Annotated in this window: 16 protein-coding genes and 3 pseudogenes; 2 read left to right on the top strand and 17 right to left on the bottom strand. The window is 47.3% G+C overall.

What is annotated here, in order from left to right; all coding sequences use genetic code 11:
* The first annotated feature begins 61 nt into the window (after positions 1 to 61).
* Positions 62 to 649, top strand: a complete 588-nt coding sequence (locus UNITIG_RS15065) for a hypothetical protein (protein WP_101759123.1) — start codon at positions 62 to 64, stop codon at positions 647 to 649.
* Positions 650 to 978: 329 nt separating this feature from the next.
* Here UNITIG_RS15065 and UNITIG_RS15060 read toward each other — a convergent pair whose 3' ends face one another.
* The 9 genes from UNITIG_RS15060 to UNITIG_RS15015 all read right to left on the bottom strand — a co-directional run bounded on the left by UNITIG_RS15060 (position 979) and on the right by UNITIG_RS15015 (position 8,548).
* Positions 979 to 2,295, bottom strand: coding sequence for a S8 family serine peptidase (locus tag UNITIG_RS15060; protein ID WP_101759122.1), 1,317 nt, complete (start codon positions 2,293 to 2,295; stop codon positions 979 to 981).
* A 373-nt stretch (positions 2,296 to 2,668) separates the two neighbouring features.
* Positions 2,669 to 3,262: a hypothetical protein gene (locus tag UNITIG_RS15050; protein WP_101759120.1), complete on the bottom strand. Its 594-nt coding sequence runs from the start codon at positions 3,260 to 3,262 to the stop codon at positions 2,669 to 2,671.
* A gap of 131 nt (positions 3,263 to 3,393) precedes the next feature.
* Positions 3,394 to 3,963 carry an RNA polymerase sigma factor gene (locus UNITIG_RS15045; protein ID WP_101759119.1) on the bottom strand — a complete coding sequence of 190 codons (570 nt, stop codon included), beginning with the start codon at positions 3,961 to 3,963 and terminating at the stop codon, positions 3,394 to 3,396.
* A 24-nt stretch (positions 3,964 to 3,987) separates the two neighbouring features.
* Positions 3,988 to 4,854, bottom strand: a complete 867-nt coding sequence (locus tag UNITIG_RS15040) for a hypothetical protein (protein ID WP_101759118.1) — start codon at positions 4,852 to 4,854, stop codon at positions 3,988 to 3,990.
* Positions 4,855 to 4,999: 145 nt separating this feature from the next.
* Positions 5,000 to 5,362, bottom strand: a complete 363-nt coding sequence (locus tag UNITIG_RS15035) for a hypothetical protein (RefSeq protein WP_101759117.1) — start codon at positions 5,360 to 5,362, stop codon at positions 5,000 to 5,002.
* A 7-nt stretch (positions 5,363 to 5,369) separates the two neighbouring features.
* On the bottom strand, positions 5,370 to 5,636 hold the full coding sequence (locus tag UNITIG_RS15030) for a hypothetical protein (protein ID WP_101759116.1): 267 nt from the start codon (positions 5,634 to 5,636) through the stop codon (positions 5,370 to 5,372).
* Positions 5,636 to 5,941 carry a hypothetical protein gene (locus UNITIG_RS15025; protein ID WP_101759115.1) on the bottom strand — a complete coding sequence of 102 codons (306 nt, stop codon included), beginning with the start codon at positions 5,939 to 5,941 and terminating at the stop codon, positions 5,636 to 5,638. Before UNITIG_RS15025 ends, UNITIG_RS15030 begins: the two co-directional genes overlap by 1 nt.
* Positions 5,941 to 7,983: a hypothetical protein gene (locus UNITIG_RS15020; RefSeq protein ID WP_145999184.1), complete on the bottom strand. Its 2,043-nt coding sequence runs from the start codon at positions 7,981 to 7,983 to the stop codon at positions 5,941 to 5,943. The genes UNITIG_RS15025 and UNITIG_RS15020 overlap by 1 nt, the downstream gene beginning before the upstream one ends.
* A gap of 148 nt (positions 7,984 to 8,131) precedes the next feature.
* Positions 8,132 to 8,548 carry a hypothetical protein gene (locus UNITIG_RS15015; RefSeq protein WP_145999183.1) on the bottom strand — a complete coding sequence of 139 codons (417 nt, stop codon included), beginning with the start codon at positions 8,546 to 8,548 and terminating at the stop codon, positions 8,132 to 8,134.
* 672 nt (positions 8,549 to 9,220) lie between these two features.
* Between UNITIG_RS15015 and UNITIG_RS15010 the strand changes: the two genes are divergently transcribed.
* Complete coding sequence (locus UNITIG_RS15010) at positions 9,221 to 10,234, top strand: GGDEF domain-containing protein (RefSeq protein WP_101759112.1); 1,014 nt, start codon at positions 9,221 to 9,223, stop codon at positions 10,232 to 10,234.
* 59 nt (positions 10,235 to 10,293) lie between these two features.
* Here UNITIG_RS15010 and UNITIG_RS15005 read toward each other — a convergent pair whose 3' ends face one another.
* From UNITIG_RS15005 to UNITIG_RS25660, 8 genes and pseudogenes are all read right to left on the bottom strand, one after another.
* Positions 10,294 to 11,586 (bottom strand): adenylosuccinate synthase, encoded by a 1,293-nt coding sequence (locus UNITIG_RS15005; RefSeq protein ID WP_101759111.1) that lies wholly within the window; start codon positions 11,584 to 11,586, stop codon positions 10,294 to 10,296.
* A gap of 56 nt (positions 11,587 to 11,642) precedes the next feature.
* Positions 11,643 to 12,834, bottom strand: a pseudogene (locus tag UNITIG_RS15000) (ATP phosphoribosyltransferase regulatory subunit).
* A gap of 53 nt (positions 12,835 to 12,887) precedes the next feature.
* The gene (locus UNITIG_RS14995; RefSeq protein WP_235015411.1) at positions 12,888 to 13,022 is read right to left on the bottom strand and encodes a DUF2065 domain-containing protein; all 135 of its coding nucleotides are present in this window, start codon (positions 13,020 to 13,022) and stop codon (positions 12,888 to 12,890) included.
* 221 nt (positions 13,023 to 13,243) lie between these two features.
* A pseudogene (hflC, locus tag UNITIG_RS14990) lies at positions 13,244 to 14,115 on the bottom strand (protease modulator HflC).
* A pseudogene (gene hflK / locus UNITIG_RS14985) lies at positions 14,115 to 15,268 on the bottom strand (FtsH protease activity modulator HflK). The pseudogenes hflC and hflK overlap by 1 nt, the downstream one beginning before the upstream one ends.
* Before the next feature lie 115 nt (positions 15,269 to 15,383).
* Positions 15,384 to 15,548, bottom strand: a complete 165-nt coding sequence (locus UNITIG_RS25670) for a hypothetical protein (protein WP_235015410.1) — start codon at positions 15,546 to 15,548, stop codon at positions 15,384 to 15,386.
* The gene (hflX, locus tag UNITIG_RS25665; protein WP_369809205.1) at positions 15,515 to 16,225 is read right to left on the bottom strand and encodes a GTPase HflX; all 711 of its coding nucleotides are present in this window, start codon (positions 16,223 to 16,225) and stop codon (positions 15,515 to 15,517) included. The genes UNITIG_RS25670 and hflX overlap by 34 nt, the downstream gene beginning before the upstream one ends.
* Positions 16,209 to 16,379 (bottom strand): hypothetical protein, encoded by a 171-nt coding sequence (locus tag UNITIG_RS25660; protein ID WP_369809204.1) that lies wholly within the window; start codon positions 16,377 to 16,379, stop codon positions 16,209 to 16,211. The genes hflX and UNITIG_RS25660 overlap by 17 nt, the downstream gene beginning before the upstream one ends.
* Positions 16,380 to 16,393 lie beyond the last annotated feature (14 nt).

The following is a 16,393-nucleotide window of genomic DNA, read 5'->3' as shown; positions in this document are numbered from 1 at the left end:
TTGAACCATAACCACAGCTCAAACGACAAATTAATAAATCAACATAACAGGGGATACCGAGTTGAAAAATCTATGGAGCAATAACCCTATTCATAGCAGCTATTCTCACCAATCAAGTATTGATGTAGCTGTATATCACCTATCGATTCTAGAAGATAATGTACCTGGTAATAGCACGATTATCCGAGATAAAAAAAATAGCTTAGATTGGTTAAATCTCAGGGCAACAGCAGGTAAAAGTTATGCTCAAGTGCGCCAGCTCTGCCAACCCGGCGGCGAACTTCAAGGGTGGTGCTACGCATCCCTCATTGAAGCTCAACATCTTTTTAGCCAACTAGGATTTGACCTTGATTGTGCTGCGACCTCAACTTTAACGCCTAATATTAAAGACGCTATTAAAACCATGAACAGTTACCTTGGGGAAACTATTCACTGGTCAGATGCATTTCCTAATGCCCAGTATTCTGGCTCAATCGCATTAACCGGTACCAAAGACCAGAAAGATCAACTGATCACGCTGCCTGCTTTTTATGAGAAAAACAGCGCAAATTGCACACTCGATATCAGCGGTAGTTTCAGCCTAGGCAGCCAGTATTCACCACCTTATTTATCTAGTCTGTTAGTTAGATGCACCCCGAATCGACACTAATCGCTTATTGCAACCCAGTAGCAACTGGCTTTCATTTTCCTAACCCTGCCTCTTTCTTTGGGGCAGAGGCATATAAATTTGCTGAATATCGATGAAAAATAACTTTTAAAACCAGCAAGCCCTTACTCCAGACCACTCCCATTTCTATTCGTTTTTCAAAATCACAAGCGAGAGGGATGATTATTTTATTTTTAAATTCAGTAAGGTATAACTGGGTAACAGTGCAACGAAAGCTGTGTTACGACAGCCGATATAACCGCAGCTTATTCAGCCATAATAAGGGTATAAACCTTTTAAGTAAGAACAGTTAGCTGAAAAAAATTAAGGCCCTAGTGCGCCTTACAAAGGCTGGTAAAATCCAACAGGGGGGTTTCACCCAGCGATTTTACGTAATCATCAACTGAATGATGTTCTGATTTGACCACCGCCAACGCCGCCGTTGCAAATGGCGCTGAAAAGGAGGTGCCATTCATATAGGAACCAGCCCCTTTGCCGTTGCGCGTCCAGATATCTTCCCCTGGCGCCAGGAGTTTAATATGCTTCCCATAATTAGATTGTCGGGTTTTTTCACCACGCGCATTAACTGCACCAACGGCATACACATGCGCATAAGCAGCAGGGTAAACCAGCTGCTCACTGCCGTCATTACCAGCCGCTGCAACAAACAGCATATTGTTAGATAATTTGTTGGTGGCATATTCAACCAACTGACTGTGCTCACCCCCAAAACTGAGGTTAACCGCTTGCGGTGTTGGCGATAAACCTGACAATAAGTCCAAACCTTTTAAAATCCAATCTGTTCGAGTTTCTGGCTCATGCTCACTATCATACGCAAATACATTGATTGCCTGTAAATGTGCTGCGGGCAACAACCCTGGAAATTTTTCTACGTCAGAGATTAATAAACTAGCTACTGCACTACCATGATCCTGAGGTAAATCACTGGTGCCGGTTACATCATAAAACCTCACCCTGTCGCTGGAAAAAAGCGAGAGATCCGTGTTAATAGCACTATCCAGCATCGCTATCTGCAAGGGTTTTCGGCATCTTGAAGGTACGCCTAAACCCACCATCTTTTGGCCGTATGACTGTTTGCTAGACAGCAACCTGTAACGCTTATTTTTTTCAATGATCGAATCCGGGAATAGTTTTTTTACGGTCTCAACCAATTCATCAATATCACTATCGTCCGGTACTCTATAAGCACTTAACACCAACCCCAAGCCATCGAGGCTTTTTCGAGACGCTATCCGCAGCTGATATTGTGCTAACTGCTTCCGCTGCTGTTCTGCCATTTTTGACGTTGTCGCAGTAATTAAAATTTGCCGCAACGGCGCCAAGGTTGTCTTCCGGTTGATTAATACGGGGACCATTGGTGGCGACTGATTCAATAAACTGCCGCCACGCTGAAGTTTATTGCCCTCGGATAATATCGGAGCCGACAACCTGGGGCTGCCGATCACCGCGCTATCCGCTGCCTGTTCTTCTTGCATAATAATTGACGGCGTTGGCGTCGCATTTTCGACATTCGCTGTTGCTGCTGATGATTGCTGCGGGGGCGTGACTACAGCGGCGGGCTTGGTATCAATGGGGACCCGGGCTGCTCTCGAGGAAGGATCTACCGAAACAGAACCAGGCTGACTCAATTGTCCGGTCGTTGCAGCGGCAGGCGGCGTCGGCCTTGAAGCACTACTTGAAGAGGAAGCGGGGGGATTTGCTCCGCAGGAAGAACCGGTGCTGTCACAACAGGTTTCGCTGGCATAGTGGCAGTTGCTGGAATAGGTCTCGCTGGCACAGCTGCACCCGGGTAGGTGGAACTGCTTGAACCCGGGGCAGTGCCTGTGCGTAGAGGTACTGTTCGTGTTGCATCTCGCGTGTCTGTGCTCGCCGCAGGTCTAGTCGCCGTCGAGCTTGATCCATCTATTGGCCGGGTACTTTCTTGCCGATCAATACTGGTCCCGGTTTGTGCAAATACAGCCTGGCTGCAACACATAACCAACAAGCACAGGTAGCGACACATTACTCACCTTCCACCGCGGCATGTAGTATCTGCGGTTGCTGTTGTAGCCAATCCAAAAGTTGCTGTGCTGAAGTAAAACGCTTGTTGTCTATCGGTAACGCAATACGCACTAAACCTATACTGGAAGGGCCGTCTACCACCCGGCCATCAATATTATTGATCAATTCAGCAACAGCCTGCCAGGAACTTTCATCTTTGAACTCCACCTGCAACAACCAATGCCTCTCCTGCACACCCTGCAACGCCTGGCTCAATAAACGGCTGTTATTATCAACCGCGGGTTGCTGTACCCACAAGCCCACTTGCAACGCCAGCATCACCGTTGCCGCTGCCGCGATACCCGGCTTCCACCAATCGCGAACAGGTGCCTTTTCCTCAGCTCTAATATCGCGCTGCAGACGCTTCCAGCCCAGCTCCGAAACTGGCGCCGCAGCCTCTGACTGCACATGCTGGGACAGCGACCGCAAAAAGGCCTCCTCTTCGCGGGCCTCCTCGGATCGAGTTAAAAGCTGCTCTACCTGTTTCCGCTCATCCTCAGACAAGGTGTCATTCACGTACCAGGGCAGCAGGTTTATAATCTCTTCATCAGGCATTTTAACTCTCTATACTTCTTTAATGGCTGGGTGAGGTTTTAACCTCTTCTACTAACGTAGTCGTAACGAGTGGTGATTCGGTTCAGGCTAATCGATAAGTAATTACCCCTATCCAGAGCACTGGGTTTATATCAAGCCATTTCCATATCGCCGCCGCCTGCCAACCGTGACAAACAGTTCATCAGCAGCTTTTTAGCATGCATCATGCGGGTTTTCACGGTACCGGCGGGAATATCTAAAATATTAGCGATTTCGGGGTAAGCCAGCCCTTCAAAAAAGGTTAAATACACCACCTGTCGATGGGCATTTTTTAACTGATTCATACAACTCTCGACCTTGCTCGCATCCTCAACACCGCTGCTGGCATCCTGTAAGGAGCACACCGGCAGGTCATGGGTTTCTTCCTGAAACTCTTCCTGACCATCATGGCGGGATTTGCGTCGCACCGCATCTACTGCTTTGTGATGCGTAATACTAAATAGCCAGGTTTTTACTTTGGATTTGCCTGAGAAACTATCGGCCTTGCGCCAAACCTCCAGCATCACTTCATTCATAACTTCGGCGGCATCAGCGCCATTGTGTAAGGTCTTCAAGGCAAACTGATAGACTACGCTGGAGTAGCGTTGATAAAACTGCTCCATCGCCTGTTCTTTACCATTGGCCATATCAGCCAGTAAATCTTCATCACTCGGTACCGTCATTACACTTAACCCTTTAGTATTTCTTTATTCTTTTTCTGGCCGATAGATAAACGTTGGCTCGGCACTGATAGCAATCATTTTACCCTTGGTATCGTGGGCAGTGATACGCCATAAGTAGCGCTGATTAACCTGTAGCCTGATTTTTACCAACTTCGATAAAGTAGTACTGGTGCTGGTGGCTGGGATCACCATGCCGGTAACAAACCTGGGTTCGACCTTTTTATTCTCCAGCTTTGAGCTGGGTAGTGCCGCTTCGGTACTCGCCAATGCGAATAACTGTAACTGATAGCTGCTGGCTCCCGCTACCGCCGGCCAGCTAAAAGGAGTGGTGGCATCAACCGCTTGCTGGTTAGGGCTCAAACCTTGAATACTTGCCCCTACCGGCATCGAGCCTGCTGCGGCTTCCTGTACTTGATACGCAGCGGTGACAATTAAACTTTCCATTGGGCACTGGCTATCGGTGATTACAGCGTCGTCTTCAATTAACTCACGATTACTGACACAAAAACGCATCAGATATTTCCCCGCCCTCAGTGCAGGCAACTCAGGACTTTGCACAACACTGCGCTGATTGGCCACTAAATTTTGACGCACCAAGGACAGCGTGCGATACATCGGGTTGCCCTCCGAGCTGCCAGGCTCGGCAATCTGCCAGCGCCCTTCCAGTAAACCGGAGCCACTATGGATAACCGTTAGCCTGGCCTTCAAGGGAGAATCGATCATGGTAACAGCAAGATTATTGCCGGATTCAAACTCAAGTCGCAACCCCAGAATAGATAAACCGCCTGTGACCGAATTACGTACCGCTTTTAAGTTACTACGACTCAACATTAATACCATCGTTGTTTGAGTACTGGCTCCACCAATCGGATCATTAAAAGTACGCTCCAATACCACCCGGCTAAGCCCTTTGGCTAACCCATGTTTGCACCAGAGGCATCAAGACTGATCGACTCAGAAAAGAGGAAAGGCCCACCACCGGTGGCAGAAAGATTTTGACTAATTCTAGTCAACTCCGAACCATTGGCAGGATTAATCACCCGAGCAAAATTGGAAACCACACGTTGTTATAGCCGTTTCCTGCCACGATCTGCCAGTTGGCATTAAAGAAATTATCCTGTGTTGCAAACAGTTGGCGCTGCGTGGGAGAAACGCGCGCGCCCTGAAAATTGGCTCGCACCGGTACTACCAACTGTACTTGGGCGCTAGCAGTAGAGGTGGCGCCAGGCGCATCAAAAACTCTGCGTAACAGCACCCGCTGAACCCCCTGATTTTGCCAGCTACTTATCTGGCTGGAACTGATGTTAATAGTTTCACTCAAGGTGAATGGTCCGGAACCACCGGCATTAAGCGACACACCCGCATTACCTAGTAACGCACCGCCATTACTATTAATCAAACTCGCACTAGTAGAAAAACACGCCACCTTGATGAGCAGGATCTGCAGTAACCCTCCAGGTTAAACGCAAAGTATTATTAGTGGTTGCTACCAATGAAAACTGAGCAGGTGTTGGGCTAGCGCTAATAATTGCGGACACTGATACGGGTGGTGGAGTAACAACAGCTGGCACCAATAAGTTCATGCTTGCTGTTACTTGTGCCCCCGTTGCCGCGTCAGTAAACACTCGACTTAACTGCACACTACTAAAACCCTGAGCCTGCCAACTACTCACTAGACTAGCACTGATTGAAATATTTCATTGAACACAAAAGGCCCGACACCGGTATTAGAAAACAGGCTGCCAGTCGTACCCAAAGGGGTTGCACCACGAGTTAAACTCGCATTTGGTGACATAACATTAACCGCAGTCCGTCCATCTGTAGCGACAGTCCAACTCACCGAAAATATATTATTGCCTGTATCCGACAATGTCCTTTGGGAGGGCGACACACTGGCACCAGTCATGGCTGCAAACGCATTGCCTACGGCCAATAACAAGGCCATCGATAATAAAATTCTGAAGGATACTATTTTCATTATTGGCCTCCTGCGGCCCATTGTAATTCCACGCCAAAATGCGCTGACCACTGTTCATTCACTTGCTCGAAAGCCCGATTATCTTGCTTACCGTAACTACCCCTCACATAGAAATCTATGCCCGGGTTTGATCCATAAGCTTGTAACGCATGCCAACTTAGCTGCGCATTTCCAAATTGCGATTTAAAATCATCCTCAATAAAGCCCACCTGACTTAAGCGGCTACTGTCTATACCTTGATTATAATTAAGCATTAAGGTCAATTTTTCGGGAATAATTTGCAAGAAAGCATCAACACCGTAATTCCGGTTACGATAATCATTATTAAAATCTGTTTCAGACTGCTTACTCCACTGCATTAACAAATTAATGGAGGCTCGTTCATTTGGCACCCACCCTAATTGCAATGCCGTTAATTCATTACGCGTATCAGAAGGTGGCTGATACATCAGGTAACCAAACTGAATCACTTCTACCGAGTAATCTTCCTGCTCAATTAATTGATGCTGCACACTCCAGTTCCAGGTCGGGCGAGCGAACATTAACGTAATACCCGTTTCATCGTTGCGATTATCTAAATCATAACCCACTATCGACGCTTCCTGATCAGGCTGGCTATGGTCTGCACGATAAAAACTGGCCATTACCGAAGGACTACCAATGGCTCCCCACAGCCACCCATCCGGATTAATATTCATCGGGGAGTAGGTTAGCGCTAAACCTTTGCGTTCTAACGTTTGAGTAGCTAGAAACACCTCATCATCTAAATTATTTTTTTCCTGCGACCACTCCATATCAATAGCGATACCATAGAAACCACCCTGGAAAAAAATCCGCGTCATTTCCAAGTCGCCGGGAATAGACAGATTACCCAAACTGTAATAATCGGCGCCCACTGATTGGTATTGTAAATATCCCGACCAGTAATCAAACCAGCCCGCACCTAAATCACCATCAGAGTTTAGCTGTAACATCGCTTGCGTGGCATCATCAGCTTTTGCTTTAAGGCCTATATCGATACCATCGCTATCAAATTCTGATTCAGCATATTCCAAATGCAAGGCCACACTGCGGTTCAGCCAACGGGAGTCGACTGCCACATTCCAGCTATCGCCCCCATAGATGGTGGGATCGTCAAAGCTAAGATAGCCGGCGCCGCCCAAACTGGTTTCGCCATCAATGTATGCTGCACTCACTTGCAAATATTCGTCTAACACCGCAACTGTGGTAGTAATGCCAGTAATTCCGCTACTGCTATTTTCCGGCAGCAATAAATCACCGTCATAGCGTGTAGTAACTTCAGACTGAATACCAAAAACACCGATTTTATAATTACCTTCAGCTCCGGCAATGCTGGCTGTAGCGCCACGCCGCTGAAATGCCGAGAATAATAAATCCTCTCTGGCAATCGCGATATTACCCAAATTCAGCTGCGAGGAAGTAGCATCACCTTGATACGTTGCCGCTAAACGATAATGCGGCAAGGCCCACTCATCGCTATCCGGGTTATTTTCGCTGACCGAGTCATAGAGCGCATCGACTTCCGTTTCCAACTGCCATTTACCGCGCTGCTCTCTGCCTCTTACACTCAAACCACCATTGCTGGAAAAGTGCTTCACGCCGGCATAATCTATATTTTCCTTTTGATCCATGCGGTAACTGCTACTTAAGCTAGCGTTAGCTTGCCACTCACTGCTGACTCCCCCAGCGGAAGAAACCGATAATCGCTGATCCAATAATTGCTCAATATCACCATTGGCTAAAAACATCAGTACTACTAAAGAGTGTTCACCCGGTGCCAAAGGTGTCTGTAACTGGATATTGAGGCTATTACCATCAACTTGGCTGAAGGCTGAAATATCATAACCATCCAGCTCAACTGCAATTGTTCGCTGTCCCTCAGCGGGCACAACTTGCGATAACTCGATGGCCAGATTTTGCTGATCAGCTCTGACCGCCATCCCCCCTTGTGCCAACACAACGCTTGACCCAAGACTGAACAAGCCAACTGTCAGGTATTTTTTTAGTGTACTTAGGGGCATTCCTCTTCCTCGTCGTAGCAATTATAGCTGCAATATAGCTGCAATCGATTCTCAGTCTTTACTCGCAGCAACACTTATTATTAGGCTTTGGCCTCGATTCCGATGATGAGTCGTTGAAATGGGTAAATCGGTTCACTCCGAAATAATATTAATTTTTATTCGCTTCTACTTCTGGCAGCGCGTCAATCTCAACCCCACCCACCTGATAATACGCTTGCGCTACCAATTTTTCGTTAGGGCACAATCTGTGCTGTTCGGTGCGACTTTCATCCAATAGACGATTGGTTACACAGAACTGCAGTAAATACTTACCTGCTCGATTTGTGGGCAATTCCGGACTTTCAATAAAACTGCGCTGCTTAGTATTTAAATTTTGACGAACCAGCTTTAATGTCCGGTAAATAGGTTGAGCTTCGGTACTGCCTGGCTCTGCCACTAACCAGCGTCCTTCAAGTAAACCCACCCCGCTATACACTACAGTTAGTTTTGCCTGTAAGTTCTCATTCAGTCCTGCCATCACTATATTATTGTTATCATCAAATTCCAGTGCCACAGTGTTTATCATCAAGCTATCAGCGATCGAAACCACGCTGCTACACATCAATAAAATGCATAATACGATTGAACATGAGTTATAGGTAACCCTTTTTTCTAGTGAATTAATCTGCATTCGTTACATCCTAAATGACTATTCTTTCTATGGGCAATCAGCGATCGCGCTCTAACACTGCGCCTCAATCTCTTTAAGAATTGGCTGTATCGCTTTGTTATGGTTTTGTCGTATTACGCAACGAAAGGGTTCAAAATAAGGGCAATCCAGCAAGTATAGCTGTCAATGTATGCCGCAACTGCGACCTAAGCTAAAGTCAGGATAGAAGTAATAGATGACTTATGAGCGTGCCAGCGGTCGGGATACCTGACCAATAAACGAAGATCACTATATCCGGATAATTGCCTGCAGCTGGTAGTTATTATTAGATTTGGCGATTAGACCGGTTATTAATACTTCATATGAATACATTAGACCGTAGCCGTAGCTGCCCAAGCTTGATTCAAATTTTGCATATCCGTTAGTGCAAGCACAGCAAAGCCTAGGTAGAATGTCGACGGGTAGTCGCTGAGGACTACACTTTAGCGGGTGCCTTGATGATCATTTACTTCGTGCTAGCAACTATACTGTCAACCAACACCATGCCACCGCCAGTAATCTAGCATCAGTAAGGAACAACCGCTGACTATGCATAACAAAATTCAAGCCAAGCTACTTAAGAACTCAGCACTTGAGAATATCGATAATCATAAATTACTGGCTACCCCTGATAACTACCGCTTATGGTTCGAGTATGCAACGGGCACCATCGCTAATCTGAATCAAGATATAGACAACCTAATTTGCCAACAGCAAACCATTACTGAAGCGCTTTGTAAAAAATTATTTCTGCAGCATATCGCCACCGAAGACCAACGCAGTGTCGATGACACCAGCATCGCCATCAGCCGAATGTTAACGGTAATGGTCGACAATTTAAAAGTATGGGATCAATCATCCACGCAAATGTGCGATACACTGGCTCAATGTATGGATAGGCTAGAACACAACCCTGATATCAAAGAAGTTAAAGCAATCGTCTCTCGGATCACCGAAGAAGCTAAACGAGTGCGCGATACCAGTACCAGCATTGCCAGTACATTGCATGATCTAACGGATGAAGTTTCATCGCTACGAGAAGACGTAAATCGTCTAGGCAGTGAAGCCTCGACCGATGCACTCACTCAGGTACTAAACCGCCGCGGATTTGATGTCGCGATTAACGAAGCTATGCAACAAGCGCAATCCGATAATATTAGTTGTGCACTCATAGTTTTAGATCTTGATGACTTCAAACTTGTCAACGATAACTTTGGCCATCAGGTCGGTGATAAAATATTAAAGTTCGCCGCCTCGACTTTTAGTAAATCAATTCGTGGAAACGATATTATCGCTCGTTATGGCGGAGAAGAGTTTGCAATAGTACTACCTAACACTTCCTTTGAAGGCGCACAAAAAGTAGCTGAGAACTTGCGACAGGCCGTTTCTGCCAGACAACTAACCACCGGCTCCAGTGGAAAAATTATAGGCCGACTAACAGTATCTATTGGTGTTTCTTGTCTTCGTACTGACGAAACTGCCGATGCGTTTTTTGACCGGGTGGATAAGTATATGTATCAGGCTAAAAACCAGGGTAAAGACAGAGTCATAGGAGAGCCCTGATTTTTACAATAAAAAAACCAGCTCAAGGCTGGTTTTTTTATTCCGATCTAAAACTGACTTCAATCGAAAGGGTGACGCAACACAATAGTTTCTACGCGATCAGGGCCAGTCGAAACAATATCAATTGGCGCTCCAACCAATTCTTCCAAACGCTGTATGTAGGCACGTGCTGCAACAGGTAATTGCTCCAGAGTTTTGGCACCGATAGTGGACTCAGACCAACCTGAAACCTCTTCGTAAACTGGCACCAGACGCTCATAGTCATCGGCATCTACCGGCGTTGGCGCAACATTACCCTCTTTATCATGATAGGCCACACAGACTTTAATCGTATTCAGCCCATCTAACACATCCAGCTTAGTCAGGCAGATTCCGGAAATACTATTGATCCGCACGGCCTGACGCAGCGCCACAGCATCAAACCAACCACAGCGACGCGGACGGCCGGTCGTTGCACCGAACTCATGTCCTTTGGACGCCAAGTGCTTACCGACATCATCAAACAATTCGGTGGGGAAAGGACCTGATCCGACTCGGGTGGTATACGCTTTGGTAATGCCTAATACATAATCCAAATACAGCGGACCAAAACCGCTACCGGTTGCAGTACCGCCAGCTGTAGTATTTGAAGACGTTACAAAAGGGTAAGTACCGTGATCGATATCCAGCAGAGAACCTTGGGCCCCCTCAAATAATATATTTTTACCCGCTTCACGATAATCGTGCAGCATCCCGGTCACATCCGCGATCATCGGTTTTATTTGCTCCGCCATGGTTAGCGCTTCATCTAAAACGGTTTGGTAGTCTATTGCATCGACTTTGTAATATTGGGTCAGCTGGAAGTTATGTAACTCCATCACTTCTTTTAACTTGCTCGCGAAACGTTCGGGATGTAATAAATCACCCAAGCGCACGCCACGTCGAGCTACTTTATCTTCATAGGCCGGGCCAATGCCACGACCAGTAGTGCCAATTTTTGCTTCACCTTTGGCCTGCTCACGCGCCTGATCCAAGGCAATATGGTAAGGCAAAATTAGCGGACATGCAGGGCTTAACAATAAGCGTTCGCGTACAGGGACATTTTTTTCTTCCAGCTCGGCAATTTCTTTTAACAATGCTTCGGGTGACAACACCACACCGTTGCCAATGACACAACTCACATCAGCACGCAAAATTCCAGAGGGAATTAAATGCAATACGGTTTTTTCTCCGTCGATTACAAGGGTGTGGCCAGCGTTATGTCCACCTTGAAAACGAGCGACAATATCCGCCTGATCAGTTAGCAAATCAACAATCTTGCCTTTGCCTTCATCACCCCACTGGGTGCCTAAAATCACTACATTTTTACTCATTACATTACTCGAATAATTCTAAGAATATTAATATTCAGCGCCCGTTTTAGCGGACACTAGATGGATTCAACAGTCCATTGGCCCTGCTGTAAGATTAATTGACGACGACAGTCAGCGGTGGCGACTTGACCGGACAAACCCGCCACTACCCGCTCACCATCTGCACGCAACGCCTGCACCGCCTTCCACAATGACAAACTTTCTTGCGCGCTCAAGTCACCAGCATCCGGCGCAAAAATACCGTCCTCCTCCTGACTTGCAGCGGCGGGCATATAATTCAGCAAGGCTTTTAAATCCGTATTAAAACCTGTGGCCGGACGCGCTCGTCCAAACACCTCGCCAATATCATCGTAACGCCCACCATTGGCAACTGCCTGACCATGCCCGGGCGCAAGCGCTGCGAAAACCAAACCGGTGTGGTAGTGATAACCGCGCAATTCACTTAAATCGAAATATAAATTCACTTCAGGCATACGTGCACTGATTTGCTCAGCCGCCTGCTGCAGCGCAGCAATCGCCTGAGCAACTGCTGCCGGCGCTCCCGCTAACTGCTGACTTGCAACAGCCAACACTTCAGCGCCACCATTGAGCTGGCTCAATGCGCGCAACCGATTAGCTACCGTGCTATCACTCACACTATTGTTGATTGCCGTCTCAATTTCAGCACTGGCTTTACGTTGCAAGGCATCAAATAAGTCCTGCGCCGCCTCACCCTCCAAACCCGCCTGCTCGATTAATGCACGATAAATACCGACATGCCCAAGTCCAAAGTAATGTTGGTAACACCACTGACTTTCAGGGTTTCCAACATTAAACAGATCACTTCGATATCACTACTCAGACTATCGTCACCATACAGCTCTGCGCCTAATTGTATCGGTGAGCGTGAGCCCATTAAGGTTTTGGGCTTGGTATGCAACACACTACCGGCATAGCACAAGCGTACCGGGCCTTCACGATTTAGGCTGTGAGCATCGATCCGAGCTGTCTGGGCGGTAATATCAGCGCGAATCCCCATAGTGCGGCCACTGAGCTGATCAATAACTTTAAAGGTTTGAATATCCACATCATGACCCAAACCAACCAGTAACGATTCGGTGTATTCAATTAATGGGGAATCACTAACTCGTATCCCCAGCTGCGATACAGGTCTAATAATTTACGCCGCAACGATTCAGCTTGCGCTGCTTGCGCAGGCAACAATTCCTCAACACCATCAGGTAATAACCAGCGGTCAGCTATGGTCATAATAGATCCAAACTAGATTGTAGTGGGGCCACATGGCACACCGTTAACAGAGCTTATCCATTCAAAAAATGCAGTATACCGACTCCGGCCAGCATGCTGAACAACCCTATAATTCGCAATGTGCGATTATCGAGCCGGGTAATATTCCACGCCGTTTTACGCGCAGTATCAGGGCTTAAAAACGGCATTACCCCTCAATTACCAACACTAAACTGAGAGCCGTAATTAAGTCGTGCCACATTGAGCGCACCTGCTGGTAGCAATAGAAGTAGGCCAAACACAAAAAAACCGCGCAACCTCATGATTTCTCGATCGAATCCATGAAACTGCCCGGTTATCGTATGATACCACAATTTACTGCGGGGTAACCTCTGAGGCGCCCCGCAAGGCTAAAAAGTAGTCGTAAATATTAACGCCCCGCCTTGCTATCGTTCAGGTACTTGAAGAAGTCGCTCTGCGGGTCCACTAACATAATATCGCTCTTGTCACTGAAGGCTGTGCGATAGGCATTCAGACTGCGTACAAAAGCATAAAACTCAGGATCTTTGTTATAGGCAGCCGCATAAGTTGCCGCTGCCTCCGCATCGCCCTGACCTCGTAATTGCTCAGACTCACTAAAAGCGGTAGCTTCAATGATGGTTTTTTCACGCTCGGCGGATGAACGAATCTTCTCAGCCTGCTCCAAACCCTGCGAACGTAATTCACGAGCTTCTTTTTCCCGCTCAGCCTGCATCCGGCGAAATACGCGCCACTGACTTCAGAAGGTAGGTCAATACGCTTGACCCGCACATCAACAACTTCCACACCCAGGCTGCTACCAACACGCGCATTCAGGTCATCTTTGATGGCCTTCATTAACTCATCGCGCTGTCCTGACACCACTTCGTGCAAGGTGCGAGTACCAAACTGATTACGCAGGCCATCATTAACTCGCTTGGCTAAACGGTTCATCGCCTGTGATTCATTACCACCCGTGGCCTTGTAGTAAGTATCCACATCAGCAATTTTCCACTTAACATAGGAATCAACGATCAAGCGCTTCTTCTCTGCTGTAAGGAAACTTTCCGGCTGCGCGTCCAGTGTTATTACCCGACTATCAAACTTACGAACATCATCCGCCAGCGGCATTTTAATATGCAGGCCAGGCTGTACGTCGGTTTCAACTAAACGACCGAACCGCAGCTTAACTGCCCGCTCGGTTTCCATCACTACATACAAAGTGCTGTCAGCAATAATGACCAATAAAAACAACGCAATCACTACAGGGATTAATTTATTCATTAGCGAGCCTCCCTGCCGCGGTTAGCAGCTTGTTCACGACGTATTTTTTTAATCACCTCGTCAGCAATATCACTGATATTGGCGCTAGACATAGCATTGTTGGTTGCTGAGCTGGCAGCACGTTGTTGAGTGATTTTATCTAGTGGCAAATACAACATATTATTACCGCCTTCAATATCCACTAACACTTTCGAGCTATTACTCATGACGCCTGCACAGCATCAAGATATAAACGCTCTCGAGTGACTTCTGGCGCCTTTCTATATTCGGTCAACAAATTTTCGAAACGGTTCGCTTCACCCTTTGCCTCGACAATCACCTTGGCTTTATAACCGTTAGCTTCTTCAATGATGCGCTGCGCTCTACCACGGGCCTCGGGGATGACACCGTTAGAGTAGGCCTGCGCCTCATTGATCACACGCTCCTGATCTTCTCGTGCCTTGATAACGTCATCGTATGCTTCTTTGACCTCAGCAGGTGGCTTGGCTTCTTGAATATTGACTTTAACAATCTGTATACCGGTACCGTAATTATCAAGGTATTCTTGCAATCGGACCTGTACATCGACACTGATTTGCTCTCGGCCGATAGAAACAACGTCATCCAAAGTGCTGCTGCCAACCACATGACGCAAAGCGCTGTCTGTTGCCTGTTCAAGACTTAATTCGGGAGTGCGCACATTAAGGGCAAAAGCCTTCGGGTCAGCAACGTTGTATTGCACAGTTAATGGCGACTCAACAATATTCTCATCTTTAGTCAGCATCAAACCGCGAGAAGAATACTGGCGCTCCTCAGTTACACTAACAATGGTTTTGTTATCAACTAAAGGCGGATTCCAGTGCAGCCCCGGGCCATAGGTATCTAAATACTTACCAAAGCGGAGCACCACGGCACGATCTTTTTCATCGATCTGATAAATGCCCATCGCCGCCCAAATTAATCCCAGCACCAATAGAATCAGTACGATAAAGCTGCCACTAATATCAGCGCCGGCAGAACCACCGCCAGTACCTTTAGAGCCACCCCCACCGAACATGCTGTTAAGTTTTTGCTGTAGTTTTTTGAAGGCTTCGTCCAGATCTGGTGGGCCTTGATCGCCACTACCCCAAGGATCCTTGCCGTTATTGCCTCCACCCGGTTCATTCCAGGCCATCGTATTCTCCTGTTACTGAATATAAGTTGGCGACCGTAGTGCCGCCAACCACTTTACATCTGCGCGCAGTCTAACAAATTTCTAGCCGCTACGCCGCGTTAACTTTTGTTAGGGCTTATCTCAACTTCATCCCGGCTAAAACCTGTTCCGGATCCAGCTTTTCAGGGCTTAGCAAGCGGTAAAAATCGACTTTAGGTAAACGAATTTCCAGTACCGGCAACCCTTGCTCATTGTAATTCTCACTGATTACCACCGACTGCCGATACAGCGCAGAGCGCAAGCGCCCTGACCGGCATCAAGTGTCAGCTCGCCATGGATATAATCATCTCCCAGACATTGAGCCAAGCTTTCCAATAACAACTCAAAACCTTCAGCCTTTTGTGCCGACAACCAAACCCGCAATGGCTTGCCCGCCTGATCATAGTCAATACGTGGCTGCGCACCTAACAGGTCAATTTTGTTGTAGACCTCTAGGCACGGAATATCTTCAGCGCCAATTTCCTTAAGCACGGCCTCCACCTGCGCAATATTATCTGCACGCTCATCACTGGCACAATCAATCACATGCACCAACAAGTCCGACTGCGCAGCTTCCTCCAGTGTCGCTCGAAAGGCGTCTACTAGCTTATGGGGTAGATGGCGAATAAACCCGACGGTATCCACTAACACAATGGGGCCAAAATCCGGAATTGAAAGCTTGCGTAAGGTCGGGTCTAAAGTAGCGAATAATTGATCAGCCGCATAGACCTCAGCATTAGTCAGGGCATTAAATAGCGTTGATTTCCCGGCATTGGTATAACCCACCAAGGAAACCGTAGGTATATCTGCACGGTCTCTTGCTCGCCGACTTTGCTCACGCTGTTTACGGACTTTATCCAACCGCTGAGTGATTGCTTTGATTCTCAAGCGCAATAAACGGCGATCGGTTTCTAGCTGGGTTTCACCCGGGCCGCGCAGACCAATACCACCCCTTTTGCCGCTCCAAGTGCGTCCAACCTCGAACCAGACGCGTTGACATATGCTGCAATTGCGCCAACTCTACTTGTAACTTTCCTTCATGGGTACGAGCGCGCTGGGCAAAAATATCCAATATTAGACCGGTACGATCCAATACCCGGCACTCCA

It is taken from the genome of Oceanicoccus sp. KOV_DT_Chl (genome assembly GCF_900120175.1).
Classification (GTDB): Bacteria; Pseudomonadota; Gammaproteobacteria; order Pseudomonadales; family Dasaniaceae; genus Oceanicoccus.
The sequence above is the reverse complement of the archived record's forward strand: the minus strand, read 5'-3'. Positions and strand labels throughout refer to the sequence as shown.

What these genes read in the sequence shown, in the direction of transcription:
- UNITIG_RS15005 (WP_101759111.1), bottom strand. Translation starts at nt 11,586, where the DNA reads ATGAGTAAAAATGTAGTGATTTTAGGCACCCAGTGGGGTGATGAAGGC.
- UNITIG_RS15015 (WP_145999183.1), bottom strand. Translation starts at nt 8,548, where the DNA reads ATGATAAACACTGTGGCACTGGAATTTGATGATAACAATAATATAGTG.
- UNITIG_RS14995 (WP_235015411.1), bottom strand. Translation starts at nt 13,022, where the DNA reads ATGCCGTTTTTAAGCCCTGATACTGCGCGTAAAACGGCGTGGAATATT.
- UNITIG_RS15020 (WP_145999184.1), bottom strand. Translation starts at nt 7,983, where the DNA reads ATGCCCCTAAGTACACTAAAAAAATACCTGACAGTTGGCTTGTTCAGT.
- UNITIG_RS15045 (WP_101759119.1), bottom strand. Translation starts at nt 3,963, where the DNA reads ATGACGGTACCGAGTGATGAAGATTTACTGGCTGATATGGCCAATGGT.
- UNITIG_RS15025 (WP_101759115.1), bottom strand. Translation starts at nt 5,941, where the DNA reads ATGAAAATAGTATCCTTCAGAATTTTATTATCGATGGCCTTGTTATTG.
- UNITIG_RS15050 (WP_101759120.1), bottom strand. Translation starts at nt 3,262, where the DNA reads ATGCCTGATGAAGAGATTATAAACCTGCTGCCCTGGTACGTGAATGAC.
- UNITIG_RS15010 (WP_101759112.1), top strand. Translation starts at nt 9,221, where the DNA reads ATGCATAACAAAATTCAAGCCAAGCTACTTAAGAACTCAGCACTTGAG.